Annotated in this window: 26 protein-coding genes; 8 read left to right on the top strand and 18 right to left on the bottom strand. The window is 75.2% G+C overall.

Annotated features, from left to right (window positions below):
* Positions 1-3 precede the first annotated feature (3 nt).
* Together H6H00_RS22285 and H6H00_RS22280 are read right to left on the bottom strand one after the other, a co-directional pair.
* Positions 4-1,122: an MSMEG_0568 family radical SAM protein gene (locus H6H00_RS22285; protein ID WP_255425315.1), complete on the bottom strand. Its 1,119-nt coding sequence runs from the start codon at positions 1,120-1,122 to the stop codon at positions 4-6.
* 80 nt (positions 1,123-1,202) lie between these two features.
* On the bottom strand, positions 1,203-1,817 hold the full coding sequence (locus tag H6H00_RS22280) for a hypothetical protein (protein WP_185717663.1): 615 nt from the start codon (positions 1,815-1,817) through the stop codon (positions 1,203-1,205).
* A gap of 50 nt (positions 1,818-1,867) precedes the next feature.
* On the opposite strand from H6H00_RS22280, the gene H6H00_RS22275 reads away from it, so the two are divergent.
* Genes H6H00_RS22275 through H6H00_RS22265 form a run of 3 tightly spaced genes read left to right on the top strand, consistent with a single transcriptional unit; the run spans position 1,868 to position 5,534 of the window.
* Complete coding sequence (locus tag H6H00_RS22275; protein ID WP_185717662.1) at positions 1,868-2,839, top strand: carbamate kinase; 972 nt, start codon at positions 1,868-1,870, stop codon at positions 2,837-2,839.
* Positions 2,836-4,380, top strand: coding sequence for an AllF/FdrA family protein (locus tag H6H00_RS22270; RefSeq protein ID WP_185717661.1), 1,545 nt, complete (start codon positions 2,836-2,838; stop codon positions 4,378-4,380). The genes H6H00_RS22275 and H6H00_RS22270 overlap by 4 nt, the downstream gene beginning before the upstream one ends.
* Positions 4,381-4,397: 17 nt before the next feature.
* Positions 4,398-5,534: an MSMEG_0565 family glycosyltransferase gene (locus tag H6H00_RS22265; protein ID WP_185717660.1), complete on the top strand. Its 1,137-nt coding sequence runs from the start codon at positions 4,398-4,400 to the stop codon at positions 5,532-5,534.
* Between the two features lie 42 nt (positions 5,535-5,576).
* On the opposite strand, the gene H6H00_RS22260 is transcribed toward H6H00_RS22265, so the two are convergent.
* The 6 genes from H6H00_RS22260 to H6H00_RS22235 form a co-directional block, all read right to left on the bottom strand.
* A complete protein-coding gene (locus H6H00_RS22260; protein WP_185717659.1) occupies positions 5,577-5,948 on the bottom strand; it encodes a nitrile hydratase accessory protein in 372 nt (123 codons plus the stop codon).
* Positions 5,945-6,523, bottom strand: coding sequence for a nitrile hydratase subunit alpha (gene nthA / locus H6H00_RS22255; protein ID WP_185717658.1), 579 nt, complete (start codon positions 6,521-6,523; stop codon positions 5,945-5,947). Before nthA ends, H6H00_RS22260 begins: the two co-directional genes overlap by 4 nt.
* Positions 6,520-7,188, bottom strand: coding sequence for a nitrile hydratase subunit beta (gene nthB / locus H6H00_RS22250; protein ID WP_185717657.1), 669 nt, complete (start codon positions 7,186-7,188; stop codon positions 6,520-6,522). Before nthB ends, nthA begins: the two co-directional genes overlap by 4 nt.
* Positions 7,189-7,258: 70 nt before the next feature.
* Entirely contained in the window at positions 7,259-7,744 is a 486-nt protein-coding gene (locus H6H00_RS22245) for an MSMEG_0572/Sll0783 family nitrogen starvation response protein (RefSeq protein ID WP_185717656.1), read from the bottom strand.
* Between the two features lie 37 nt (positions 7,745-7,781).
* Positions 7,782-8,048, bottom strand: a complete 267-nt coding sequence (locus tag H6H00_RS22240) for a hypothetical protein (protein WP_185717655.1) — start codon at positions 8,046-8,048, stop codon at positions 7,782-7,784.
* A gap of 2 nt (positions 8,049-8,050) precedes the next feature.
* On the bottom strand, positions 8,051-9,400 hold the full coding sequence (locus H6H00_RS22235) for an FAD-dependent oxidoreductase (RefSeq protein WP_185717654.1): 1,350 nt from the start codon (positions 9,398-9,400) through the stop codon (positions 8,051-8,053).
* 120 nt (positions 9,401-9,520) lie between these two features.
* Between H6H00_RS22235 and H6H00_RS22230 the strand changes: the two genes are divergently transcribed.
* Positions 9,521-10,123 carry a helix-turn-helix domain-containing protein gene (locus H6H00_RS22230; protein ID WP_185717653.1) on the top strand — a complete coding sequence of 201 codons (603 nt, stop codon included), beginning with the start codon at positions 9,521-9,523 and terminating at the stop codon, positions 10,121-10,123.
* Here the strand turns inward: H6H00_RS22230 and H6H00_RS22225 are convergent.
* The 6 genes from H6H00_RS22225 to H6H00_RS22200 are packed head-to-tail and all read right to left on the bottom strand — an operon-like array spanning position 10,039 to position 17,718.
* Positions 10,039-10,836 (bottom strand): oxamate carbamoyltransferase subunit AllH family protein, encoded by a 798-nt coding sequence (locus tag H6H00_RS22225; RefSeq protein WP_185717652.1) that lies wholly within the window; start codon positions 10,834-10,836, stop codon positions 10,039-10,041. The two genes, H6H00_RS22230 and H6H00_RS22225, sit on opposite strands and share 85 nt — an antisense overlap.
* 1 nt (position 10,837) lies before the next feature.
* The gene (locus tag H6H00_RS22220) at positions 10,838-12,229 is read right to left on the bottom strand and encodes a YlbE family protein (protein WP_185717651.1); all 1,392 of its coding nucleotides are present in this window, start codon (positions 12,227-12,229) and stop codon (positions 10,838-10,840) included.
* A complete protein-coding gene (argH, locus tag H6H00_RS22215) occupies positions 12,223-13,740 on the bottom strand; it encodes an argininosuccinate lyase (RefSeq protein ID WP_185717650.1) in 1,518 nt (505 codons plus the stop codon). Before argH ends, H6H00_RS22220 begins: the two co-directional genes overlap by 7 nt.
* Entirely contained in the window at positions 13,737-16,037 is a 2,301-nt protein-coding gene (locus tag H6H00_RS22210) for a pyridoxal-phosphate dependent enzyme (RefSeq protein ID WP_185717649.1), read from the bottom strand. The genes argH and H6H00_RS22210 overlap by 4 nt, the downstream gene beginning before the upstream one ends.
* Positions 16,022-16,936, bottom strand: a complete 915-nt coding sequence (locus H6H00_RS22205) for an XcbA family protein (RefSeq protein ID WP_185717648.1) — start codon at positions 16,934-16,936, stop codon at positions 16,022-16,024. Before H6H00_RS22205 ends, H6H00_RS22210 begins: the two co-directional genes overlap by 16 nt.
* Entirely contained in the window at positions 16,933-17,718 is a 786-nt protein-coding gene (locus tag H6H00_RS22200; protein ID WP_185717647.1) for a phosphosulfolactate synthase, read from the bottom strand. Before H6H00_RS22200 ends, H6H00_RS22205 begins: the two co-directional genes overlap by 4 nt.
* A 47-nt stretch (positions 17,719-17,765) precedes the next feature.
* Here H6H00_RS22200 and H6H00_RS22195 point away from each other — a divergent pair, with 47 nt between their 5' ends.
* Positions 17,766-18,728, top strand: coding sequence for an AIR synthase related protein (locus tag H6H00_RS22195; protein WP_185717646.1), 963 nt, complete (start codon positions 17,766-17,768; stop codon positions 18,726-18,728).
* A gap of 4 nt (positions 18,729-18,732) precedes the next feature.
* Here H6H00_RS22195 and H6H00_RS22190 read toward each other — a convergent pair whose 3' ends face one another.
* Positions 18,733-19,053, bottom strand: a complete 321-nt coding sequence (locus tag H6H00_RS22190; RefSeq protein WP_185717645.1) for a hypothetical protein — start codon at positions 19,051-19,053, stop codon at positions 18,733-18,735.
* 84 nt (positions 19,054-19,137) lie between these two features.
* Between H6H00_RS22190 and H6H00_RS22185 the strand changes: the two genes are divergently transcribed.
* Positions 19,138-19,557 (top strand): OsmC family protein, encoded by a 420-nt coding sequence (locus tag H6H00_RS22185; protein WP_185717644.1) that lies wholly within the window; start codon positions 19,138-19,140, stop codon positions 19,555-19,557.
* Here the strand turns inward: H6H00_RS22185 and larC are convergent.
* From larC to larE, 3 genes are read right to left on the bottom strand one after another with little or no spacing between them, the layout of a single operon-like run.
* Complete coding sequence (larC, locus tag H6H00_RS22180; RefSeq protein WP_185717643.1) at positions 19,462-20,622, bottom strand: nickel pincer cofactor biosynthesis protein LarC; 1,161 nt, start codon at positions 20,620-20,622, stop codon at positions 19,462-19,464. The two genes, H6H00_RS22185 and larC, sit on opposite strands and share 96 nt — an antisense overlap.
* A complete protein-coding gene (gene larB / locus H6H00_RS31955) occupies positions 20,619-21,305 on the bottom strand; it encodes a nickel pincer cofactor biosynthesis protein LarB (protein ID WP_221775631.1) in 687 nt (228 codons plus the stop codon). The genes larC and larB overlap by 4 nt, the downstream gene beginning before the upstream one ends.
* Positions 21,302-22,135, bottom strand: coding sequence for an ATP-dependent sacrificial sulfur transferase LarE (gene larE, locus H6H00_RS31950; RefSeq protein ID WP_221775630.1), 834 nt, complete (start codon positions 22,133-22,135; stop codon positions 21,302-21,304). Before larE ends, larB begins: the two co-directional genes overlap by 4 nt.
* Positions 22,136-22,249: 114 nt before the next feature.
* On the opposite strand from larE, the gene H6H00_RS22170 reads away from it, so the two are divergent.
* Together H6H00_RS22170 and H6H00_RS22165 are read left to right on the top strand one after the other, a co-directional pair.
* On the top strand, positions 22,250-22,531 hold the full coding sequence (locus H6H00_RS22170) for a DUF1490 family protein (RefSeq protein ID WP_185717642.1): 282 nt from the start codon (positions 22,250-22,252) through the stop codon (positions 22,529-22,531).
* A 2-nt stretch (positions 22,532-22,533) separates the two neighbouring features.
* A complete protein-coding gene (locus H6H00_RS22165; RefSeq protein ID WP_304632925.1) occupies positions 22,534-24,690 on the top strand; it encodes a heavy metal translocating P-type ATPase in 2,157 nt (718 codons plus the stop codon).
* Positions 24,691-24,705 lie beyond the last annotated feature (15 nt).

The following is a 24,705-nucleotide window of genomic DNA, read 5'->3' as shown; positions in this document are numbered from 1 at the left end:
GCGTCATGATCCGGCGGCCGGTCGCGAGCCGATCTGCAGCAGCGGCTTGCCCTCGCTGAGCTGGTTCTGCAGCCCGTTGATCCCGGAGCAGGCCTGGCAGCGCGCGCACCCGGCGACGGCGGTGTCGGCGCCGATCCCGCGCTCCTCCAGGTAGCCCGCGACCTTGCGGTACACGCGCTCGGTGTACTCCGCGGTCGGCGGCGCGACCTCCTCCATCAGCGAGCCCGCGACGGGCCGCAGCGGCACCACGAAGGGGTAGACGCCGATCTCGACGGCCCGCTTGCACGCGGCGATCGTCAGGTCCGGGTCCTCGCCCATGCCGAGGATGACGTAGGTCGACACGCGCCCCGGCCCCCACAGCTCGACGGCCCGCTCCCAGGTCCGGAAGTAGGTCTCGATGCCGGTGCGGAACTTCCCGGGCGCGACGTGCGCGAGCACCTTCGGGTCGAACGACTCGACGTGGATCCCGACGGCGTCGACGCCCGACCCGTGGACCCGGTCGAGCACCGCGAGGTCGTGCGGCGGCTCGAACTGCACCTCGACGGGCAGCCCGGAGGCCTCCTTGACCGCCTGACCGCACTCGGCGACGTAGTACGCGCCGCGGTCGGGGGCCCGGGTGCTCCCGGTGGTGAGGGTGGCGTCGACGGCGCCGTCGAGGTCGCGCGCGGCGACGGCCACCTCGGCCAGCTGCGCCGGGGTCTTCTTCGCGATGGTGCGCCCGGAGTCCAGCGAGACGCCGATGCCGCAGAACCTGCACTGGTCGGAGTTGCCCCAGTAGTTGCAGGTCTGCAGGACGGTGCTGGCCAGCGAGTCGAGGTGCAGCAGCGCGATCTTCCAGTACGGCACGCCGTCGGCCGTGGTCATGTCGTAGAAGCGCGGCCGGTGGCTGGTGGCGACCGAGGCCAGCTTGACGCCGTCGCGGTAGATGCCCTGCCCGTCGTCCTCGGCCTTCAGCACGTAGGGCGAGGGGCCGTCGGTCTGCGTGGGCACGGTGACCGGCACGCCCTCGATCCACAGCATGCCGGAGTCGGACGGGCCCGCTCCCCCGCGCCGGGACTCGACCGGCGCCTCGACGCGGAGTCCGACGCTCTGCAGATCGATGATCAGCGAGCTGACGTCCACGCCCGTGCTCCGCCCCGTCGACGAGGATTCACTATAGAGAGCGGTCATGTCGTATAGGAGACCCTTCGCATCGTGATCAGTCAAGAGGACTCGATCTCGGCGGCCCACCGGTCGCGCTCGGCGACCCAGGCGGCCGCGTCGGCGAAGGCCCGCTCCCGGCCCGGCGCGCCGTCGGCGGCGTACTCCTGCAGCAGGTACGGCTCCGCCCCGGCGTAGGGGTCGACCGCGGCCAGCAGCGTGCGGCCGGTGGCCAGGTGGGTCGTGACGGTCGAGCCGCCGTAGAGCTCCTCGATCCGCTCCGGGCCCTGCAGCACCGCCCACGACCTGCCCTCGGCCCGCGCGGTCGCGATCACCGCCGCCCGCCGCCCGCCCTCGCGCTCGGCGAGGACCTCCCGGGCCCGCGCGCTGCACGCCGCACCCACCAGCAGGTCGACGGGCAGGGCCGGCCGGTCCTCGGGCAGCACGGCCAGCAGCGCCTGCGGGTCGGCCTCCGCGGCGAGCAGGTCGTCGAACGATCCCGCGGTGCGACGCAGCTCACCCACCAATGCCTGCACCGACTCCAGCCCCCGGCGGTAGCCGTCGGGATCGCTCATCGCCACCGGGTAGAGCCGGTCCTCCGCGGCGCGCCACCGGGCCTGCGCCGCCTGCTCTGCCGCTGCTCCGTGCACTCCGGTCCTCCACTCACCCAGGTTCATCCACTATAGTTGATTACCCATCATCATCCTGTACGGCTGGAGTACGAGTCATGCCGCGGACCGCCGTCGTCGCCCTCGGGGGCAACGCCATCATCCGTGCCGGTCAGGCCGGCACGCACACCGAACAGGCGGCCAACGCCCGGTCGATGGCCCAGGCCATCTGCGAGCTCCGCGACGCCGGCTGGGTCGTCGTGGTCGTCCACGGCAACGGACCCCAGGTCGGCAACCTGTCGATCCAGCAGCACGGTGCGGCCGAGGAGGTGCCCGCGCTCCCGCTGTTCGTGCAGGGGGCGATGACGCAGGGCCAGCTCGGCACGCTGCTCGTCCTGGCGCTGCACGAGGTCGTGAGCGAGGCCCCGCCCGCCGTCGTCGCGATGGTCACCCACGTCGTCGTCGACGGCGAGGACCCCGCCTTCGGCGAGCCGACCAAGCCGATCGGCCCGTTCTTCGAGAAGGACGAGGCGGAGCGGCTCGCCGCCGAGCGCGGCTGGACGGTCGTCGAGGACTCCGGGCGCGGCTACCGCCAGATCGTCGCCTCGCCCGCCCCCCGCCGGATCCTGGAGATCGGCGCGGTCCGCTCGCTCGTCGACCAGGGGATGATCGTGATCACCTGCGGCGGGGGCGGCGTCCCCGTCGTCGAGGACGCGGGCGGGTACCGCGGCGTCGACGGCGTCATCGACAAGGACCTCACCGCCCGCCTCGTCGCCACCGAGCTCGGCGCGGAGGCGCTCGTCCTCATCACCGACATCGACCGGGTCGCGCTCGACTTCGGCACCGACCGGCAGCGCCCGATCCTCGACATGGGCGTCGACGAGGCCCAGGGCCACCACGACGACGGGCAGTTCCCGCCCGGCAGCATGGGCCCCAAGATGGCGGCCGCGATCGACTTCGTCCGGCACGGCGGCCAGGCCGCCGTGATCACCGACGTGGCGCACGTGCGCGCCTCCCTCGACCCCACCGACGGCGGCGAGGCCGGCACCCGCATCCTCGCCGCGCACTCCCCGATCGGAGCCGTGCTGTGACCGTCCACCGGGTCACCCTCTTCCGCGACACCTACCTCGACTCCGTCGTCCAGCTCACCGGCACGCGCACGATGCGCCAGGTCGAGGGCGTCGAGTGGGCGTCGGCGGCGATGGCCACGCCCGCGAACCTCGACACGCTCGGCTCGGAGGGCTTCGACGCAGGCGAGTGGTCGGGCGCCGGGGCGGGCGACCTGTTCATCGCCGTGCGCGGCGAGTCCGACGACGCCGTGGCCGCGGGCACCACCGCGGGCGAGGAGGCGATGTTCAGCCGCGGCTCCACCGACGCCGCCGACGGGCCGGTCCGGTCCGCCCGCAGCGTCCGCGAGGCGCTGGAGATCGCGCCGGACAGCTCGGTCGCCGTGGTGTCGGTGCCCGGCGACTACGCCGCGCTGGAGGCCCACCAGGCCCTCACCGCCGGCCTGCACGTGCTGCTGTTCAGCGACAACGTCCCCGTCGAGGCGGAGGTGGAGCTCAAGGAGCGCGCCGCCGGTCTCGGCCTGCTGGTGATGGGCCCCGGGGCGGGCACCGCGATGCTCGGCGGCACCTGCCTGGGCTTCTCCAACGTCGTGACGCCGGGGCCCGTCGCCGTCGTCGCCGCGGCGGGCACCGGCGCGCAGGAGGCGATGACCCTGGTCGACCGCTGGGGCGTCGGCGTCTCGCACGTCATCGGGCTCGGCGGCCGCGACATGTCCGCCGCGGTCGGCGGCATCATGGCCCGCGAGGCGCTGGCCGCGCTGCGCGCCGACGACGCCACCGAGGTCGTGCTGTTCGTCTCCAAGCCCCCGGACCCCGACGTCGCGCGGTCGGTGCTCGCCGCCGCGGCCGGGAAGCCGGTCGTCGCCGCGCTGATCGGGCTCGAGCCCGGGTCGATCGAGGTGCCCGACGGCGTCGTCCTCGCCGGGTCGTTGGAGACCGGCGCGGTGCGGGCGCTGGAGGCGCTGGGCCGCACCGCCCCCGACCCCACCGAGGGCCTGCGCGACGCCGTCGCCGCCGCGATCGCCGACCTGCCCGCCGAGCGGACGCTGCTGCGCGGCCTCTACTCCGGCGGCACGCTCTGCTACGAGGCACTGGTCATCCTGGCCGGCGCGCTGGGCGACGTGCACTCCAACACCCCGGTCGACAAGTCGCTGGGGCTGCCCGCCCCGGACGGCGCCCACACGTGCCTGGACCTGGGCGAGGAGGAGTACACGCAGGGCCGCCCGCACCCGATGATCGACCCGGAGGCGCGGATCGAGATGCTGCGCTCCGACGGTGCGGACCCCGACGTCGCCGTGATCGTGCTCGACGTCGTGCTCGGCCACGGCGCGCACCCCGACCCGGCCGCCGAGCTCGCCCCGGTCTGCGCCGACATCATCGCCGGCGGCGGACCGCGCATCGTCGTCTACGTGCTGGGCTCCGACGGCGACCCCCAGGGCCTCGAGGCCCAGCGGCGGGTGTTCACCGAGGCCGGGTGCGTGGTCACGGCCACGGCCGCCCGGGCCGCGCTCGCCGCGGCCGCCATCGCCGCGCGCGACCCGGAGATCGTCGGGCGGGCGGTGTGACGCGCGGGGTCGCACTCTTGACGTACTCGACGAAGCCGCGCGGCGGCGTCGTGCACACGCTGTGCCTGGCCGAGGAGCTGCACCGCCAGGGCTACCCGGTGCACGTGGTGACCCTCGGCGACCCCGACGTCGGCTTCTTCCGCCCCGTCGACGTGCCGCACACGATCGTCCCGGTGCGCGAGCGCGCGGGCACGCTCGACGAGCGGGTGTTCGCCGCGATCGACGCCCTCACCGACGGCCTGCGCGGGCTCGCGGGCCGGTTCGACATCCTGCACCCGCAGGACTGCATCTCCGCCCGGGCCGCCGTCGCCGTGCGCGACGACGGGGCACCGGTGACGGTCGTGCGCACCGTCCACCACGTCGACGACTTCACCACCCCCGCCCTGATCGACTGCCAGGCCAAGGCCATCCACCAGCCCGACCGCGTGCTCGTCGTCAGCGAGCAGTGGCGCGGCATCCTGCGCGACGAGTACGGCGTGACCCCGGACGTCGTGCCCAACGGCGTCGACACCGCCCGGTTCCCGCCGGTCACCGCGCAGCAGCGGGCCGCGCTGCGGGAGCGGGTCGGGGCGCGCGAGCGGTTCCTGCTGCTCGCCGTCGGCGGGGTGGAGCCGCGCAAGGGCACCCACCACCTGTTCGAGGCGCTCGGCGCGCTGGCCCGCGACCGGGACGAGCGCCCGGTCCTCGCGGTCGTCGGCGGGCACTCCTTCCAGGACTACACCGCCTACCGCGACGCCGCGCTCGCGTCACTGCCCTCGCTCGGGCTGGAGCTCGGCGTCGACGTGGTGCAGCTCGGCACGGTCGACGAGGCCGAGCTGGCCGGCTGGTACTCCGCGGCCGACGCGCTCGCGTTCCCGTCGGTCAAGGAGGGCTGGGGGCTCGTCGTCCTGGAGGCGCTGAGCATGGGCCTGCCCGTCGTCGCGAGCGACCTGCCGGTGTTCGGCGAGTACCTCACCGACGGCGTCGACGCCCTGCTCCCCGCCGTCGGCGACAGCCCGGCACTGGCCGACGCGCTGCACCGGATCGTCACCGACCACGCCCTGCGCGACCGCCTGCGGACCGCCGGGCACGCGGTGGCGGGGCGCTACACCTGGGCCGCGAGCGCGCAGCGGCACCGGGAGGTCTACGCGGAGATCCGGCGGACCCGCCCGTGAGCGGGAACGGCGGCCCCGGCCGCCGTTCCCGCTCACGAGGGGTCAGTGCCCGTGGCCGTGGCCGTGGCCCTCGTCGTGCTCGTGGTCGTGTCCCGCCGGGCGCTCGGCGAGCTCGCCCGCCCGGCCGGTGACCTCCCCGTCCGCCACCAGCCCGCGCTCCTGCACCACCGACTCCAGCGCCTGGAGCCAGCAGCGGTAGTAGCTGTAGCACTCCCCCTCCGGGTGCGAGCGCTCCCAGTAGGCGATGCGGGCGACGAGGTGGTCGCGGAAGTCGTCCCAGGTGAACGAGCCGGCGTCGTGCAGCGTCACCGCGAGGCCGAACGCGCGGCTCTCCCACGGCTCGGCGAAGACCAGCTCGCCGTTGTCGCGCGGCGGCGCCGCGGGCCCGTCGACCTCCAGCAGCGGGGTCGTCACCGCGCCACGCCGACCATCATGTCGCGCGTGACGTGCCCGACCAGCTCCTCCTCCGACGCGTCCTCGGTGCCGGCGGGGCGCAGCGGCAGCACGAGGTAACGCACCTCGCTGCTGGAGTCCCACACCTTGACCTCGACGTCGTCGGCCAGGGTCAGGCCCATCTCGGCGAGCACGGTCCGCGGCTCGCGCACGATCCGCGCCCGGTAGGCCGGGTCCTTGTACCAGCCCGGCGGCAGGCCGAGCACCGGCCACGGGTAGCACGAGCACAGCGTGCAGGTGACGACGTGGTGCAGCGACGGCGTGTTCTCCAGGACGACGATGTGCTCGCCCTGCGGCCCGGCGAACCCGAGCTCCTTGATCGCGGAGGTGCCCTCGGCGAGCAGGCGCGCCCTGTACTCCGGGTCGGTCCAGGCCTTCGCGACGACCTTGGCGCCGTTGAGCGGGCCCACGTCGTTCTCGTAGGTGCTGATGAACTTGTCCATCACGGCCGGGTCGACGAGCCCGCGCTCGGTGAGGATCTGCTCGAGGGCCTCGGTGCGCAGCGCCGGGGACAGGCGGTCGGGATTGATGGTCATGCCGGCTCCAGGTAGCTGTCGAACATGTCGGCGGTGAGGGTGAACGACTCCGCGTCGGCGCCCCACAGGTCGTGCGAGTCGAACTCCACCGCGTAGACGTGCTGGGCGTTCTCCCCCAGGAAGTGCGCGTGCGTGTCGGGCAGCAGCGCGGCGGGCTGGACGATCGTGACGACGCCCGTCCGTCCGCGCAGGTAGGCGACGAGCTGGGTGTGCCCGGTCGGGTCCTCGTCCTTGACGAGCACGCGGTCGCCGACGGCGAAGCGGGGTGGCTCCTCCACCGTCCGCAGCGATCCCGCGGCGGTGGGCTTGTAGTCCGGCTTGGCGTCCTGCTCCGGCGCCGGCGGCACCTCGACGGACTCGCCCCGGTTGGCCCGGACGCGGGCGTCGACGGTGCCGGGGGCGAGGATCGCGCTCTCGGTGAGCATGAGCTCGGCCGCGTTGAGCCAGCGGCCGTAGTAGCCGTCGTCGAGGTAGGAGGCGCGGTCGAGGCTGCCCAGGGCGTGCCGGAACGCGTCGAGGTTGCGGCCGGAGATGCGGCCCATCGTCAGCAGGGTGAGCGCGAACGCCCGACCCTCCCACGACTCGGCGAACGGCGGCTCGTCCGGCGTCGGGGCGGTGGCACGACCCCACCCCTCGGTGCCGCCCATGTTGGCGATGCTGCTCATCGTGTCCCTCTCGATGGCCGAAGGGGCGGGTGGTCGCGATGCGACCCCCGCCCCACTGGTCCGGCGTGTGTCAGAGCGTCCAGGTCTGCAGGACGAGGGCGCCCTCACGGCGGGCGGTGAGCGTCGCGTCGAGCACGTCGAGCGGGTGCATCGGCTTGACGCCCTCGATGAGGTCGGCCTCGCGCATGCCGTACAGCGCGGCCATGGCGAAGCGGCACGCGTAGACCTTGCCGCCCTCCTTCATGAACGTCTGGAGCTGGTTGTTGAAGTTCATGTGGCCGGGGAAGGCCTCGGCGCCCACGGTGGGGAAGCCGCGGGTACCCGACGCCATGAGCACGCCGGGGCCGTAGAGCACCATCGAGGTGTCGAAGCCCTTCCGGTTGATCCGGGTGGCGGTGAGCATGTTGACGAAGCCGACCGAGCCCTCGTAGGGGACGGTGTGCATGAAGATGTAGGCCTTCTCGCCCTCGTTGGCCTGGATGTCGTCGAAGAGCTTCTCGTCGTAGTCGACGATGATGTCGCCCTCGGTGGGGCGCTCGCCCTTGATCTGAGCCACGTTCTTCTCCTTCTGGTGCGGTGGATACCTGTCGCGGTCAGACCGCGGGTCCTTGGGATCGGGGCGGCGCTGCCCAGGTCTGACGGTGGCTGCCGGGCATCGCCCGCATGATCCGGCTGCGCAGCGGCCACGGCAGCAGCGCGTAGGTCGGCGCGAAGACCTTCAGCCAGAAGATCTCCTTGGCCCCCTTCGGCGGCCGCGGGGGCGGGGAGCCCTGCGTCCTGGCCAGCTTCTGGTGGGCGGCGATCAGGAGGTAGTGCTCGGAGTTGCTGCGCAACCAGCCGAAGAAGCCCGTGCCCGCCATGGTCAGGCCTTCTTCTTCGACTCGGCGACGCCGTTCGTGGCCGCCACCACGATCGGCTCGTTGAGGGCCCCGATGGCCGGCGAGTAGACGTTCTCCATCGTCGACAGGTCGTGCAGCGTCATCCCGAAGCGGATGGCCTGGGCGAGGAAGTCGGCCCGCTCCTTGATGCCCTCGCCGCCGCCGACCATCTGCGCGCCGATGAGCCGCAGCGTGCCCGGCTCGGCGAGCAGCTTCACGCGCACCGGCTGCACGCCCGGGTAGTAGCGGGCCCGCGAGATGCCCTGGGCCTCGCCCTTGACGTACGGGATGCCCAGCGCGGTGGCCGTGGCCTCGCCGAAGGAGGCCCCGCCGATGACCCACTTGCCCGCGGGCGTGCCCCAGGGCACGTACACGGCGCGGTAGGCGCGGTCGCCGCCGCCGGCGTTGGTGCCCGCGGTCTTGCCCTGGGCGTAGGCGTGCGACCCGGTCAGCCCCTGCAGCGGGGTGCGGGTGAGGCCGTGCGGGATCTCGACGACGTCGCCGGCGGCCCACACGTCGGGCGCGGAGGTCTTCATCCTCTCGTCGACGACGATCGCCCCGGTGGAGCCGAGCTTGATCCCGGCCGCCTTCGCGAGCGCGTTCTCGGGCGTCTTGTGCGTGGAGATGACGACGAGGTCGGCCGCGATCTCGCCGCCGGAGGTCTGCACCGCCCGGACCTTGCCGTCGGCGTCCCCGAGGAACGCCTCGAGCGTGGTGTTGAAGTGCAGGTGCACGCCGAGCTCGCGCCAGGAGTCCTCGACCGGCTTCATGATGTCCGGGTCGGCCATCATCGCCAGCGCGTAGGGGTTCGGGTCGATCAGGTGCGTCTCGACGCCGCGGTGCGCGAGCGCGGTGACCATCTCCAGGCCGAGCGGGCCGGCCTCGACGACCACCGCGCTCTTCGTCTCGGAGATGACCTTGTCCCACTCCATGGCCCGCCGGATGTTCTTGACGTAGTACAGGCCGCTCAGCTCGCCGCCGGGGACGCCGGGGTCGGCGTAGTTCCAGCCCGTGGCGATGATGAGCTGGTCGTAGGAGACCGCGCCCTCGCCCGCCACCGTGACCGTCTTGGCCGCGGTGTCGATCGCGGTGACCGCGGTCTCGTAGTGGACGTCGATGCCGGCGTCGACGTAGGCCTGCTTGCCGGCCAGGAAGAGCCGCTCGAAGTCCGGGATCTCGCCGCCGTGCACGTAGGGGATGCCGCAGGGGCTGTAGGCGACGTCCTCGTTCTCCGTGTAGACGACGACGTCGGCGCCGGGATCGGCGGCCTTGACCCCGCCCGCGGACCCCAGACCCGCCGCGCCGCCGCCGATGATCACCGTCTTGCGAGGCAAGGTGGAACCCGCTTCCGTCGGTCGATGTGTAATAGGAGGTGGACGATCACGCTTGCGTCCACCATAAGCAACGAGAAATCTACTATACTGAACGTGATCACTGTGTCAAGGAGAGCCGACATGACCGCTGCCCCGCCCGAGACGCGCGGCCCGGGCGACCCCGCGGCGTGGGAGCCGATCGTCGGCGCCATCGGTCCGAAGGTGCGCGACCTGCGCCAGCAGATCGGCCTGTCCCTGCAGCAGCTCGCGCAGCGCTCGGGCGTCTCCGCCGCCGCGATCCACAAGGTGGAGCGCAGCGACATGGTCCCCACGATCACCACGCTGCTCAAGCTCGCGGCCGCGCTGGAGCGCCCCATCGGGCACTTCGTGGAGGGCGTCGACACCGTCCCCGTCGCCGCGCACGTCCCCGCGGGCGCGCGCCCGGCCGTCCGCTCCGAGGCGGAGGGGGTGGAGCTGCGCGGGATCAGCGGGCCGCCCGAGCGGTTCCGCGCCGCGGGCTCGGTGGCGACCATCGCGGCGGGAGCCGGGGGCCGCCCCCGGCCGCGGCCCGGCGAGGAGCTGCTGCTGGTGCTGGAGGGCGCCCTCGACGTCGAGGTGGCGGGCGAGCGGTACACCCTGCGGGACGGCGACGCGCTGCACTACCCCACCGACCGCCCGCACAGCTGGTCGAACTCCGGTGCCGACCCCAGCAGGGCGATCTGGTTGTCGGTGCCCGAGGCCTGACCGCTCCCCCACCGCAGACCCCACCGCAGACCCCGCAGCAGGGCCGCGCCCGAGCTGGCCCCGATGGCCCGCAACCGCCGCTCCGCGCTGCGGCGGGCGTGGTCGTCGGTGGCGGTGAGCCGGTCGTGGGCGGGGGCGATGCACTGCCCGCGCGCCGCCCAGGCCAGGAACGCCGCCGCCACCTCCGTGGTGCGCACCGACGCGGCGATCTCCCGCAGCTCCGGTTCGACCGACGGCCCCGCCACGGCCCGCGTCGCCAGCAGCGCCCCGGCGAGCACGTCGTCGCCCTCGGGGGTCAGGCCGGGTCCGCGGCCGCCGAGGCGCGCGGCGAGGTCCCGCAGCGCGCGCACACCTCGGCCGGGTGTGCGACCACCGGCAGGAGGATGCGGGGGGAGGGATCCGGTCCAGGTGGGCGCGTCGAGGGACCGCGACCAGGTCGGCCCCGACAGCGCCGGGCCCTCGACGACCACCCGCTCCCCCACGTGCAGACCGGGGAGCACGGCCACGCGCAGGTGCAGCGGCCCGGACGGGGCGAGCCCGCTGGTCAGGGCGATCAGCCCGGCCGGGAACCGCAGGTAGGCGGCCACCCGGTGGACGGAGACCACCTGCCCGGTCGCGGGCCCGGCCAGCACCTCGCGGACGCCGAGACCGACGTCGAGCGTCGTGGTGGCCCGCCCGGGCGGGCGCGCCGCCGACCGTCCCCGGTCCCCCACGTCAGCCGGCCAGTTCCTTCAGGGCCGCCTCGAAGCACGCGGCCGGGGCCGTCGCCACCCCGGCGCCGACCTGCCCGCTGCCGTCGTGGGCGTGCAGGATCCCGGTGGTGACCTGCGGGCGGATGCCCAGCTCCACCACCCGGCGGACGTCGACGCCCAGCGGCGTGCCGACGAAGCCCATCGGCGGCAGCGTGAAGCGGCTGCTGCGCCCCGCGCTGATCCGCGCGAACCGCTCGGTGGCCTCCGCGGCGGCCGCCATCGTGCCGCCGAGGAACCCGGCGACGGCGGGCGAGCCGCCGGCCGCGGGCCCGCCGAGGCCGGTCAGCTCGAGCACCGCGCTGTCGCCGATGTCGGGCGCGGCGTCGTCGGGGCCCATGCCGGCGTTGTAGAGCGCGTCACCGACGGGCGGGGAGTCGGTGATGTGCCAGGTGTCGGAGCCCGCGAGCCGGATGCCGAAGTCGGTGCCGTTGCGGCTCATCGTCGTGACGATGCTCGACCCCCGCACCTGCCCGGCCCACGCCGTCAGCGAGCGCGCCCCGGCCATCGCGACGGTGAGGAAGAACAGGTGGTTGCCCGCCAGGAACCGTGCCACCTGCTCGCGCTCGGGCGAGGGCAGCGCGGCGATCTGCGGCAGCCAGGTCCGGATGAGCAGGTTGGTGGTGGCCTGGGTGCGCATGTGCAGGTCGTCGCCCATCGCGACGCCCTGCTTCGCGAGGGCGAACACGTCGAGCGGGCCCGCCTCCTCGACGACGCGCGCGAGCGCGGGGCCCGCGACGTCGCGCAGGAACCGCAGCCGCTCGATCGCGGCGGGGGTCTCGCGGCCGAACCACGGCACCTCGCCCGGTCCCTGGTTGATCGGCGCGTAGGCGCGGGTGCCGCCCTGCGGGCAGTCGACGACCCACACCGGCGCGGACGGGCCGATCGCGCTGGCCATCGGCACCACCGTGTCGTGGGCGTTGGCCGGGGCCAGCGTCACCGACCCGTCGGCCAGCGCCCGCCCGGCCTCGTCGACGTCGGACGCCCAGCCCTCGGCGACGACGGCGGCGCGCATCGAGCGGCGCAGCGGGTCGCACACCCGGTCCCAGGTGATCGACGGCCCGCAGTGCAGCAGGGTGCGCTCGCCGAGCCCGGGCAGGACGTCGGCGACCCGGGACACGCCGGTCAGGGTGGGCACGCCCTCGTCGAGGCGGCGCACGACCTCCGCGTTCGCGGCGTCGATCTCCGCGGCCCGCGGACCGTAGACCCGGGTCAGGGCGGCGACGAGGTCGGGGTCGCCGCCCGCGGGGGGCGACCAGTCCACCTGCTGGACGGGCACGCCCTGCTCGCGGACGGAGTCGGCGAACATCGGCAGCCCGACGTTGACGACGGCGACATCGGTGGGGAGCGTCAGCATCGGTTCTCCTTGTGGTCGACCACGGCGCGCGCGGTCTCGAGCAGGGCGTCCTCGACGCGGTCGAAGCCCGCGGTCCGGGCGGCGGCCTCGGCGTCGAGGCCGTCGAGGCGGGTGCGCAGGGAGGCGATCATGGCGGCGACGGCGTCGGGCGCGGCCCCGCCCTGGGCCGCGCGCGACAGGACGATCCGCCAGGGGTCGAGCACCTCGGACAGGTCGGCCCCGGCGAGGCCCCAGTCGTGGCCGGTGTGCTCCCGCGCGGCCTCGTCGATCATCTCGCCGGTGATGCCGCCGCCCGGGATCCCGGCCCGGCTGGCGGTGCGGACCGCGCGACCGACCACGACGTAGGCGGTGCGGTAGTCGACGCCGACCCGCTGCACGAGGTGCTCGGCGAGGTCGGTGGCCTGGGTGTAGCCGCGGGCGAGCTCCTCGGCCATCCGGTCGGCGTTGACCCGCAGGGTGCGCACGACGCCGGTGAACAGGCGCGTGATCCGCAGGGTGAGGTCCAGGGCCCGGGGCACCTCGCCGTAGGCGAAGATCAGGTTGTCGCTGCGGGCCGACGGGCTCTTCGTCACCGCGAGGAAGCCGGAGAGCCGACCGATGATCACGCCCGACGCGCCGCGGACGATCGCCAGCGCGTAGGGGTTGCGCTTGTTCGGCATGAGCACCGACGAGCGGGTGAAGGAGTCGTCGAGGTCGACGAAGTCGAACTCGCTCGAGGAGAAGATCTCCAGGTCCTCGGCGAGCTTGGAGAAGTTCGACAGCAGGCTCGAGGCCGTCGCCAGCACGTGGATCAGGCCGTCGACCTGCCACATCGCGTCGCGGGTGTGCTCGATGACGCCCTCGAACCCGAGCGAGGCGGCGATGAAGCTGCGGTCCTCGAGCAGCCGGGTGCCGTTGACGCAGCCCGCGCCCCCGGGCGAGCAGTCGACCCAGTCGAGCTCGTCGAGCAGGCGGCGGGCGTCGCGGACGCAGGAGTAGACGAACGAGAGCAGGTAGTGCCCGAACGTCGACGGCTGGGCCTGCTGCAGGTAGGTCTGGTCCGGGAGCAGGGTGTGGGAGTGCTCCTCGGCGCGGTCGCAGGCCACGCGCGCGAAGGCGACGGCCTCGGTGACGAGCTCGGCGAGCTGGCGGCGCAGGTGCAGGCGCAGCGCGATCCGGGTGGCCTCGCGGCGCGGGCGCCCGGCGTGCAGCCAGCCCGCGGCGTCGCCGATCCGGCCGACGAAGTAGTGCTCGCGGGAGTTGTAGGCCTCGCCGAACTCCGGGTCGTAGGGGAAGTCCTCGGCCGGGATCTCGTGGACGTCGAGGAGCAGGGCAAGCAGCTCCCGCTCGGCGTCGGGGGCGACGATGCCGCGGCGGGCGAGGTCGAGGACGTGGGAGATGTCGGCGAGGTTGAGCCCGCGGTGCAGGAACGGGGCGTCGGCGTTCTCCAGGGCGAACCCGGACTCGACCAGCTCGCGGGCCGGGCCGCCCTGGGGCGGTCCGCCCTCGCGGGTGCGGCGGGGGGTGGTCACTGCGGGGCCTCCACGTCGGGGCTGGCGGGTAGGTGGGTGAGGGCGGGGAGCACGCCGCCGGTGTGCCAGTACACGACCGGGCCGGCGGCGGGGAGCCGGTCGAGCAGCACCGCGAACGCCTTCGCGCCGTAGGAGTCGTCGAGCAGCAGGCCCTCGGTGTGCAGGGCGAGGCGGGCGGCGTCGCGGTCGCGCGCCGACGCGACGCCGAACCCGGCGCCGCGGGCGTCGACCCACTCGGGGGCGGTGGGGACGGGCCCGCCCAGCAGCGCCGCGCAGTCGGCGGCCAGCCCGGCGACGTGGGCGGCGATGTCGGGCAGCGGGCGGCTCACCGACACCCCGAGCACCGGCACGTCGACGCCGGCCGCGGCGAACCCGGCCGTCAGCCCGGCGATGCTGCCGCCCGAGCCGACCGACAGCACGACCAGCGCGGGCGTCAGCTCCGCGAGCACCTCGGCCGCCGCGGCGGCGAACCCCAGTGCCCCGAGCCCGGTCGATCCCCCGCGGGGCACGGCGTAGGGGCGGCGGCCCGCCGCGCGCAGCTCGGCGGCGCGGTCGGCGACGTCGCGGTCGAGCCGGCTGCGGTCCTCGCCGGTGTAGCGCAGCTCCGCCCCCGAGGCGACGGCGAGCGCCAGGTTCGGGGCGGGGGCGCCGCCCGGGGCGCCGGCGACGAGCAGCTCGCAGTCCAGCCCCGCGACCCGGGCGGCCAGCGCGGCGGCGGGGGCGAAGTTGGACCCCGCCCCTCCCCCGGTGACGAGGACGTCGGCGCCCTCGGCGAGCGCGGCGGCGACCAGGACCTCCAGCGGCCGGGTCTTGTTGCCGGCGACCCCGAACCCGGCGAGGTCGTCGCGCTTGACCCACACCGGCCCGCAGCCGAGCGCGGCCTCCAGGCGGTGTGCGCGGTGCAGCGGTGTCGGGAACACGCCGAGCGGAAAGCGGCCGTGCGCGGAAAGGGTGGCCAGGGCCACCCTTTCCGCGCACGAGCGCGCCCGCGCAACGACGCCGTCCACCATCCCCGCCGCCGCGTCGACGGCGGGGCCGGTCGCCCAGGCCCGGACCTGCGCCTCGTCGGCCACCCCGCGCGCGACGAGCCCGGCCACGAGGTCCTCGCCGGACTCGCGCAGCACCTCGTGCAGCACCTGCTGGGCGCGGTGCTTGCCGAGCACCCCGGACAGCCCGGCCAGCACCCGCTCGGAGGTCAGCCCCCCGCCGTAGCGCTGCGCGTTCGCGGCCATCGCCGCCGCGTCGACCTCCAGGCCGTCGAGCAGGCGCAGCGCCAGCGCCGTGGCGGTGCCGGTGAGCTGGCAGACCTCCGGCAGCGCGATCCACTCGGCCTTCCACGACCGCCCGTCGCGCTCGTGGCCGCCGACCATCCCCTCCAGCAGCACCGCGGCCGAGGACCGGGCGAGGCGGGCGAGGGTGTCGAGGTGCTCGCTGCCCTCGGGGTTGCGCTTGTGCGGCATCGTGATCGAGCTGACGGCCCCCGGTGGCGCGGCCTCGGCCAGCTCGCCGATCTCCGGGCGGGCGAGCTCGTAGACCTCGGTGCCGATCCGCGCCAGCGTGCCGCAGACCCCGGCCAGCACCCCGCCGAACTCCGCGACGCGGTCGCGCGCGGTGAGCCAGGAGATGCCGGGGTCGCCGAGCCCGAGCTCCGCGCAGAACCGGGCCCGCAGCTGCGGCCCGTCGGCGCCGAAGAACGCGAGCGCGCCGACGGCCCCGCCGAGCTGCCCGACCGTCCAGCGCGGGGCGCCCTCGTCCAGCCGGTCGAGGTGGCGGTGCACCTCGTCGGCCCAGGACGCGACCTTGAAGCCGAACGTGATCGGCGCACCGGGCTGCCCGTGGGTCCGCCCGGCCATCACGGTGCTCCGGTGCTCCCGCGCGAGCGCCAGCAGCCGCCCCTCGACGGCGAGCAGGTCGCGCCGCACGATCGCGCCGACGTCGCGCATGACGATCCCGAACCAGCTGTCGGTGACGTCCTGCACCGTCGCCCCGACGTAGACGTGCTCGCGGGCGTGCTCGGGCAGCACCCGCAGCAGGCCCCGGATCAGGCCGAGCGTCGAGTGCGAGGTGGCCCGGGTCTGCTCGGCGACGTGGTCGAGGTCGAGGTCGTCGATGCCGATCTCGGCGAGCGCCGCGGCCGCCGAGTCGGGGACGATCCCGAGGGACGCCTGCGCGCGGGCGAGCGCGGCGAGGACGTCGAGCCAGGTCTGCAGCATCGCGCGCTCGTCGAAGACCGCCGCCAGCTCGGGGGTGCCCCACAGGTGGGCGTAGAGGGTGGAGCTGCTCAGACGGGTGCCCACACCGGCTCCTGCTGCGCGGCGAGGGTGCGCAGCGCCTCGCGGACGTGCTCCAGCGACGAGCCCCACGGCACCGTGACCCGCCCGGGCGCGGTGTCGGTGTGCTCCTCCTGCAGGCAGCACTTCGTGAGCAGCACCGGCGGCTGCGGGCCGGGGGCGCGCTTCGGGCAGAAGTCCACGACGGGGACCTCCGTGCCGTAGAACCACTCGTGGATCTGCTGCGAGCGGGTGCAGCCGAGCAGGGTCCAGTCGGCCTGCGGCGGGTGCTCGTCGAGGTAGGACACCTGCGCGCCCGCGACGTCGCCCCCGGAGCCGCGGCACGGCAGCAGGTAGTGCCCCGCCGGGTGCTCGGCGGCCAGCGCGCCGAGGTCGGTCAGCTCGCTGACCAGCTCGATCGGCGGCAGGTCCTCGGTGATCGCGAGGATCCGCTGCGCCTGGTCGAACAGCTTCGCCGGTTCCGGGGGCACGACCTCGCGCACCACGATCCGCAGCGGCGCGGGGTCGAGGATGAAGTTGACGTGCTCGTAGCGGCCCTGCACGACGACCGCGCGCTTCCCGGGCACGGTGGCCGCGGCCGCGGCGAGCGCCGACGGGATCGCGGTGTCGACCTCCGGGTCGTGCACCCACGCGCACTCGTCGGGCCCGGCGAGCAGCGTGACCTGCACGATCGGGGAGAACAGCTCCACCTCCCCCGCCTTGACGACGTGCAGCACGGCGACGCGGCCCTCCGACCGCGCGACGACGAACCGGGTGCGGCGGTAGGCGTCGCGCCCGGTGAAGTACGCGCGCAGCGACTCCTCGTCGATCCCGAGGCCGGGCGGCAGGGCCGCCACGGACACCCCGCGGTAGCGGCCGGGGACAACGTTGGGCCCGGTCCGCGGCGCCGCGGCGGGGGCGCTCACGCGGGACCCGCCCCGGCCGCGTCCTCCTGCCGGGCGGCGGCGGTGTCCGAGCGCAGCCCGAGGCGCAGCGTCTCGACCGAGAGCACCTCCGAGAGCGCGACGTTGCCGAGGTTGACGTCGGGCCCGAAGCGGCGGACGAACCACGCCTGCTGCGAGGACCGCGGCGCCTCGAACACCACCCGCTCCACGCCGACGGCGGCCGCGACGGCCTCCACGACGTCGGGCCGGACGCGCCCCGCGGAGTCGAAGGTGCCGACGGTGCCGCTCTGCCGTCCCTCGGTGACGACCAGGCTCGCGCCCGCGTCGAGGTCGGACAGGGCCTCGGCGGGCCAGGTGCGGGCCGCGAGCTGCTCGCCCGGCGACTTCGCGCCCACCTCGGCGAGCACGGTGAAGCGGTCGACGGCCGAGGCGATCAGCGCGCGCTTCTCCGGCAGCGTCATGTCGACGGTGCCGCGCGAGACCTCGACCATCGCGAACCCCGTGTCGTGGGCCCACGCCAGGCACTCCCGGGCGCGGCCCTGCGCGAACGCGATCTCCAGCAGCGTGCCGCCGAGGCAGGCGGGCACGCCCTGCGCCGCGAGCAGCGCGAGCTTGGCGTCGAGCGCGGCGTCGACGTAGGCGGTGCCCCAGCCGACCTTCCAGATGTCGACGTGGGCCGCGGCCGAGGACAGCAGGTCCGCGGCGGCGCCGGGCGGGATGCCCGGGTCGAGCACGTGGGTCAGCCCGGTGCTGCGGGGCTTGGCCGCTCGCGCGGGGAGATGCAGGAACGACGGGTCGACCACGCGTCGATGATAGGTCACATAGTGGAGAGACACCTACTATAGGAGACGTGCCCCGTACTGATCAGGACTCGCTCGACGCCCTCGTCACCGTGCTGCGCTCCCATCCCGGGATGCGCGGCAAGGCCGCGATCGGCCTGGTGTCGGAGGTGCTGGGCCGCAGCGACTGGCTGGGCGGGCCGGGCGACGACGGCGCGGTCGTCGAGGCGTTCGGCGGGTCGGTCGTGGCCTGCGGCGAGGCGATGTGGCCGCCCTTCGTGCGGGCCGACCCGTTCGGCGCCGGTTTCGCCGCGGTGCTCACCAACGTCAACGACCTCGCCGCGATGGGCGCGGTCCCGCTGGGGATCGTCGACACCGTCGTCGCCGACGCCGGGGTCGCGCGCCGCGTGCTGGAGGGCATGCGCCGGGCCTGCGAGCTGCTGCGCGTCCCGGTGATCGGCGGGCACCTCACCGAGCACGACGGCGAGCCCGCGGTGTCCGCGTTCGGCGTCGGCGCCGCGACGCACCCGCTGTCGGTGACGCGCATGGCCGTCGGGCAGAAGCTGGTGGTGGCCTACGCCCTCGACGGGACGATGCGCCCGGACTTCCCGTTCTTCCCCGCCTTCGAGGCCCGCGGCACCCGCTGCGCCGACGACGTCCGGCTGCTCGCCGCCGTGGCGGCCGCCGGGTCGTGCGTGGCCGCGAAGGACATCAGCATGGCCGGGTTCGCGGGGTCGCTGGCGATGCTGCTGGAGCAGGGCCGGTTCGGCGTCGCGGTCGACCTGGCCGCGCTGCCGGTGCCCGCCGGCGTCGACCTGGCCGCCTGGCTCACGTGCTTCCCCAGCTTCGGCTTCCTGCTCTGCGCCCCGGACGGGCGCGAGGACGAGCTCGTCGCGGCGTTCACCGCGCGCGGCCTGCACGCCGCCGTGCTGGGCACGCTCGACGACACCGGGCACCTCGACCTGCGGCTCGGCGACGCGACCGCCACGGTGTTCGACGTCGGGACCGAGCCGGTGACGGGCCTGGCCCGGTGACCGGTTACGCCGCGATCCGGACCGGGACCGCCGAGCGGGCCGCGACGTCGGCGGCCAGGGAGAAGATCCGTTCGGCGCGGTCGGCGTCGACCCAGACGTGGGTGGCCGCGAACTCGATCCACCGGTCCGGGCCGACGAGCGGCTCGTCGGCGTACTCCAGCTCGCCCCACGTGACGGCCAGCTCCATCAGCTCGAGCACCTCGTCGGCGTCGTGCTCCACGGTGAGGAGGCGGTCGTGGTGGGCGCGCAGGGCCGGGTCGATCGTGCACCCGTCGGTGCAGGCGGCTCGGGTCGCGGTCGCGGCGGGACACGTCATGATCGTCATCAGCAGCTCCTCGGGTCGGGCGAGGCGCCACGTTCCCAGGTGTTCGTTGCACGTGTGTTGCACGTCCCACTACCGGAGGTACTCGTGACCGAACGCACGGTCAGCTCGCGCTGGGACGGCGGCCTGCGCGCCGTCGTCGACGCCGGGGGGTTCGAGCTCGTCGTGGACGAGCCGGAGTCCGTCCCGGGCGGCACCGGGAAGGGGCCGCAGCCGACCGACCTGCTGCTCGCCTCGGTGGCCTCCTGCATGACGCTCGCCATGGCCTACTCCGCGCGCAAGCGCGACATCGAGCTGGTCGGGCTGGACGTCGTGGTCACGGGCACCTACGACGGCCCGCAGTTCTCCGCGCTGCGGATCACCGTCACCACCGAGTCGCCGACGGGCGAGGAGCGCGACGCGCTCGTCGCGTCAGCGGAACGGGTCTGCTACGTCACCCGGACCCTCAAGCTCGGGCCCGCGATCACCGTCGTCGCGGGCGCGCCGGGCGACCTCGCGCAGGGGTAGCCCGAGCGCCGCGGCGGCCGCGGCGACGTCGTCGTGCTCGGGCTTGGACCCCCACGGCCCGTGCTTGACGCGGACCGCGTGCCCGTCCACGTCGACGGTCGTGGTGCGCCGCGGCAGCGCCACGCGCTCGACGGGGCTGCGCCGCAGGCCCAGGCTGCCGGTCTCGGCGAGGACGATCCGCTCGCACCCGGCGGCCCGCTCCGGCGCGGCCAGGACGTGCACGGTGTGCGCCGGGCGGCCCTTCTTCATCACGATCGGGGTGATCCAGGCGTCGGCGGCCCCGGCGTCGAGGAGGCGGGCGACCAGGTGCCCGAGCACCTCGCCGGTGACGTCGTCGACGTTGGTCTCCAGCAGCGTCATCGTCCCCACCTCCCCCTGCGCCTGCCCGAGCAGTGCCTGCAGGACGTTCGGGCGGTCCGGGTCGTCGCGGCCGCCCGCCCCGTAGCCCACCGCGCGCAGGACCATCGGCGGGACGGGCCCGAAGACGGCGCCGAGAAGCAGGGCGGCGCCGGTCGGCGTCACGGTCTCGCCCTCCCCCACCCCGGTCACCGGCGCGCCCGCGGCCGCGAGCAGCGCGGCGGTGGCGGGGGCGGGGAGCGGGAGGACGCCGTGCCGCGTGGTCACGGTGCCGTGCCCCAGCGGGAGCGGGCCGCAGTGCAGGGCGGTGACGCCGAGCAGGTCGAGCGCCGCGGCGACCCCCACGGTGTCGACGACCGTGTCGAGCCCGCCGATCTCGTGCAGGTGCACCTGCGCCGGGTCGACGCCGTGGATGCGGGCCTCCACCTCGGCGATCGCCCGCACCGCGCGCACCGCCGTCGGCCAGGCCGCGACCCGCTCCAGCAGGGCGGCGGCCCGGCGCTCGGTCGCGGTGTCGTGGACGGTGACGACGGCGCGGGTCGCCGTCAGCGCCCCGCGGGTGACGCGCTCGGCGTCGAGGCTCCAGCCCTGCAGGCCCGTCGCGGCGACGGCGGCGCGGACCCCGTCGAGCGGGGCGCCGAGATCGAGCAGGGCCCCGAGCAGCATGTCGCCGGACACCCCGCCGACGGGGTTCAGCCAGCAGATCACCGCGCGGCCGCCCGACGGTCCGCCGCGTGCGCGAGGCGGTGCGCCGCCATCGCCGCGCCGAACCCGGAGTCGATGTTGACCACGACGACGCCGGCCGCGCACGAGGTGAGCATCGCGAGCAGCGCCGTGACGCCCTCCAGCGCGGCGCCGTAACCCACCGACGTCGGCACCGCGACGACCGGGCACCCGACCAGCCCGCCGACGACGCTGGCCAGCGCGCCCTCCATCCCGGCCACGCAGACGACGGTGTCGGCCGCGGCGAGCACCTCGCGCTCGGCGAGCAGCCGGTGCAGCCCCGCGACGCCGACGTCGCGGATCTCGTGGACCTCCAGCCCCACCGCGGCGGCGACGGCGGCCGCCTCCGCCGCGACCGGGGCGTCGGAGGTGCCGGCCGAGGCGACGACGACCCGGAACCCCCGCGACGGGGCGGGGCGCCAGACGAGCAGCCGGGCCGCCGCGTCGTAGGTGCCGCCGGGCACCGCCACCTCAGCGGCGGCACCGGCCTCGATCCGGGTGACCAGCACCGGGCCCGTGTTGGCGGCCAGCAGCTCGCGCACCACCCCGGAGATCGCCTCCGGGGTCTTGCCGGGGCCGTAGACGACCTCGGGCAGCCCCGACCGCTGCTCGCGGTCGAGGTCGGGGCGGGCGTAGCCGAGGTCGGCGTACCCCTCGGGCCCCGTCACCGCAGGGCCGGCAGCCCGAGCAGCACGTTCATCCGCCCGCTCGCGAAGCCCTGCAGGTCCAGCGCGCAGAACGCGAAGCCGGCCGCCCGGACCGCGGCGTCGAGCTCGCGGCGCAGGTCGGCGGCGCGGGGCACGTCGGCGGCGGGGACCTCGATCCGCGCGACGGAGCCGTCGCCGTGCGACCGGACGCGGCAGACCGCGAAGCCGAGCGCGCGCACGGCGTCCTCGGCCCGCTCGATCCGGCCCAGCACCTCGACGGTGACGGGCTCGCCGTAGGCGACGCGCGAGGACAGGCACGCGGCGGCGGGCTTGTCGGCGGTGCCGAGCCCGAGCCCGGCGCTGATCCGGCGGACGTCGGCCTTGCCCAGGCCCGCCTCGACCAGCGGCGCGATCGCCCCGCGCGCGGCGGCGGCGCGCTGCCCGGGCCGGTGGTCGCCGAGGTCGTCGCACGTGGTGCCGAGCGCGATCCGCGCGCCGCTCAGCGCCGCGAGCGGGGTCAGGACGTCGAGCAGCGCCGACTTGCAGTGGTAGCAGCGGTCGCCGTCGTTGGCGGCGTACTCGGGACGGTCGAGCTCGTCGGTGCAGACCTCGACGTGGGAGACGCCGTGCGCGCGGGCGAAGGCCCGGGCGGCGACGCGCTCGCTGTGCGGCAGGCTCGCCGACACGGCGGTGACAGCGACGGCGCCGGTGCCCAGCTCCTGCGCGGCGACGACGGCGAGCAGCGCGGAGTCGACCCCGCCGGAGTAGGCGACCAGCAGGCGGCCCACAGCCCGGACCCGTTCCCGCAGCGCCGCCTCCCCGCCCAGCTCGGCGGTCGGGGGACCGTCCATGCGACACCTCCGCGACCGATCTTGCCGTGGCCGAGTCTAGACGCTGTGCCGACGCGGTCCGTGATCGTTGTAGTCTGGTCGGGATCGACAACGGTTCTCGATAGGAGTGGCTCCATGGTGCTCGGCGCATTCGTCGGCAAGGCCGCCTCGCTGGTGGTCACCGGTCTGGCGGGCGCGGTCGCGTTCGAGGGGGTCAAGAAGGTCGTCACCCGCGACGCCGTGCGCGGCACCGCCGTCGGCGTCACCGCGCTGGGCCTGCGCGGGGCGCGGGCGGCGGAGACCGGCGCCGAGAAGGCCCGGCTCGCCACCGCCGACATCGTCGCCGAGGCCCGCGAGCGGATCGGCGAGCAGGCCCCGGCGCCGGGCGCGGCGACCGGTCACGGGCACTCCCACTAGTGGTGCCGGCCGCCACCGTCCAGCCTCCAGCCACCGTCCGGTCCGACGCCGCCGGGCGTGTCCGGTTCGCCACGCCGGGCCTGCTCCGCTCCCCCGCCCTCGCGGTCGCCGTCGAGGATGCGGTGGACGCGGTCGCCGGGGTCCGCCAGGTCCACGCGTACCCGCGCACCGGCAACGTCGTCGTCTGGTTCGACCCGGCCCGCTGCGACCGCGGCGAGCTCGTCGAGGCCGTCGAGAAGGGACTCGGCGCCGACCCGGAGGCGACGTCGGCCCGCACGCCGCGCTCGGCCGACGCCCGCGACGGCGACCTCGTCCGGCTCGTCGTCGGCGGGGTCGCGCTCGCCGCGCTCGGGGTGCGCCGCGGCCTGGGCCGGCCCCCGCTGCTGGGGCCGACGAGCCGCACGGTCGCCACCGGCGTGACGATCTTCACCGGCTACCCGTTCCTCAAGGGGGCGTTCGGCGCGCTCGTCGGCGGCCGCGGGGCGGGCACCGACGCGCTCGTGTCCGCGGCGACGGTCGCTTCGCTGCTGCTGCGCGAGAACGTCGTCGCGCTGACGGTGCTGTGGCTGCTCAACATCGGCGAGTACGTCGCCGACCTCACGCTGCGCCGCTCCCGGCGCGCGATCTCCGAGCTGCTGACGGGCACGCAGACCCGCACCTGGACCCGGCTCGCCGACGGCACGGAGATCGAGGTGGACATCGACCACCTCGTGATCGGCGACGAGGTCGTCGTGCACGAGCACGTCGTGCTGCCCGTCGACGGGGTGGTGGTCTCCGGCGAGGGCGTCGTCGACCAGGCCGCGATCACCGGGGAGACGCTGCCCGTCGCCGTGGAGCCCGGCGCGGCGCTGCACGCCGGGTCGGTGCTGCTGCGCGGGCGGCTGGTCGTCCGCGCGTCGGCGGTGGGGCGCGACACCGCGATCGGGCGGATCATCGCCCGGGTCGAGCAGGCCCAGGACGACCGCGCCCCGATCCAGACCGTCGGCGAGAACTTCTCGCGGCGCTTCGTGCCCACCTCGTTCGCGGTCGCCGCGCTGACGCTGCTGGTCACCCGCGACGTCCGGCGCGCGATGACGATGCTGCTCATCGCGTGCCCGTGCGCCGTCGGGCTGGCCACGCCCACCGCGATCAGCGCCGCGATCGGCAACGGGGCCCGGCGCGGCATCCTGATCAAGGGCGGGGCGCACCTGGAGGCGGCCGGGCGCGTCGACGCGGTGGTGTTCGACAAGACCGGGACGCTGACGCAGGGGCGGCCGGTCGTCACGAACGTCGTGTCGTTCGACGACGACTGGTCGCCGGAGCAGGTCCTCGCGTACTCGGCGAGCTCGGAGATCCACTCGCGGCACCCGCTGGCGCAGGCCGTGATCCGCTCCACCGAGGAGCGGCACATCGCGATCCCGCCGCACGAGGAGTGCGAGGTGCTGCTCGGGCAGGGCATGCGCGTGCAGAGCGACGGGCGGGTGCTGCTCATCGGGTCGCGCGAGCTGCTGCGGGCGCAGCGGGTGCCGGTGTCGCGGCGGGCGCAGGACTGGGTGCGGCGGCTGCAGCGGGCGGCGGAGACGCCGCTGCTGCTCGCCGTCGACGGGCGGCTGGTGGGGCTGGTGTCGCTGCGCGACACCGTGCGGCCGGAGTCCCGGGAGGTGCTCGACGCGCTGCGCGCCGACGGCGTCACCCGGATCGTCATGCTCACCGGCGACCACCCGACCACGGCCGCCGCGGTCGCGGAGGAGCTGGGGATCACCGAGTTCCGGGCGCAGGTCATGCCCGAGGAGAAGCAGGACCTCGTGCGGGCGCTGCAGGCCGACGGCCACACCGTCGCGATGGTCGGCGACGGCACCAAGGACGCCCCCGCGCTCGCCCTGGCCGACATCGGCATCGCGATGGGGGTCGGCGGCACCGACGTGGCGGTGGAGACCGCCGACGTCGCGCTGGCCGGCGACGACCTCCGCGCCCTGCTCGCCCTGCGCGACCTCGGCCGCCGCGGCATCGGCCTGATCCGCCAGAACTACGGCATGTCCATCGCGGTGAACGCGGCAGGCCTGCTGATCGGCGCGGGCGGCGCGCTGAGCCCGGTGGTGGCGGCGGTCCTGCACAACGCGAGCAGCGTCGCGGTGGTGGGCAACAGCAGCCGCCTGATCCGCTACCGCCTCCCCACCTGACCCGCCCCCCCGCCG

The organism is Pseudonocardia petroleophila (assembly GCF_014235185.1).
GTDB classification, from domain to species: domain Bacteria; phylum Actinomycetota; class Actinomycetes; order Mycobacteriales; family Pseudonocardiaceae; genus Pseudonocardia; species Pseudonocardia petroleophila.
Note: the sequence above shows the minus strand (reverse complement) of the source record. Positions and strands in the feature narration are given on the sequence as shown.

Bases quoted from the DNA above. Each gene is read 5' to 3' on its own strand.
- H6H00_RS22280 (WP_185717663.1), bottom strand. From the start codon at position 1,817: ATGAACCTGGGTGAGTGGAGGACCGGAGTGCACGGAGCAGCGGCAGAG.
- H6H00_RS22275 (WP_185717662.1), top strand. From the start codon at position 1,868: ATGCCGCGGACCGCCGTCGTCGCCCTCGGGGGCAACGCCATCATCCGT.
- nthA (WP_185717658.1), bottom strand. From the start codon at position 6,523: ATGACCATCAATCCCGACCGCCTGTCCCCGGCGCTGCGCACCGAGGCC.
- nthB (WP_185717657.1), bottom strand. From the start codon at position 7,188: ATGAGCAGCATCGCCAACATGGGCGGCACCGAGGGGTGGGGTCGTGCC.
- H6H00_RS22240 (WP_185717655.1), bottom strand. From the start codon at position 8,048: ATGGCGGGCACGGGCTTCTTCGGCTGGTTGCGCAGCAACTCCGAGCAC.
- H6H00_RS22230 (WP_185717653.1), top strand. From the start codon at position 9,521: ATGACCGCTGCCCCGCCCGAGACGCGCGGCCCGGGCGACCCCGCGGCG.
- H6H00_RS22220 (WP_185717651.1), bottom strand. From the start codon at position 12,229: ATGCTGACGCTCCCCACCGATGTCGCCGTCGTCAACGTCGGGCTGCCG.
- H6H00_RS22190 (WP_185717645.1), bottom strand. From the start codon at position 19,053: ATGACGATCATGACGTGTCCCGCCGCGACCGCGACCCGAGCCGCCTGC.
- larE (WP_221775630.1), bottom strand. From the start codon at position 22,135: ATGGACGGTCCCCCGACCGCCGAGCTGGGCGGGGAGGCGGCGCTGCGG.
- H6H00_RS22170 (WP_185717642.1), top strand. From the start codon at position 22,250: ATGGTGCTCGGCGCATTCGTCGGCAAGGCCGCCTCGCTGGTGGTCACC.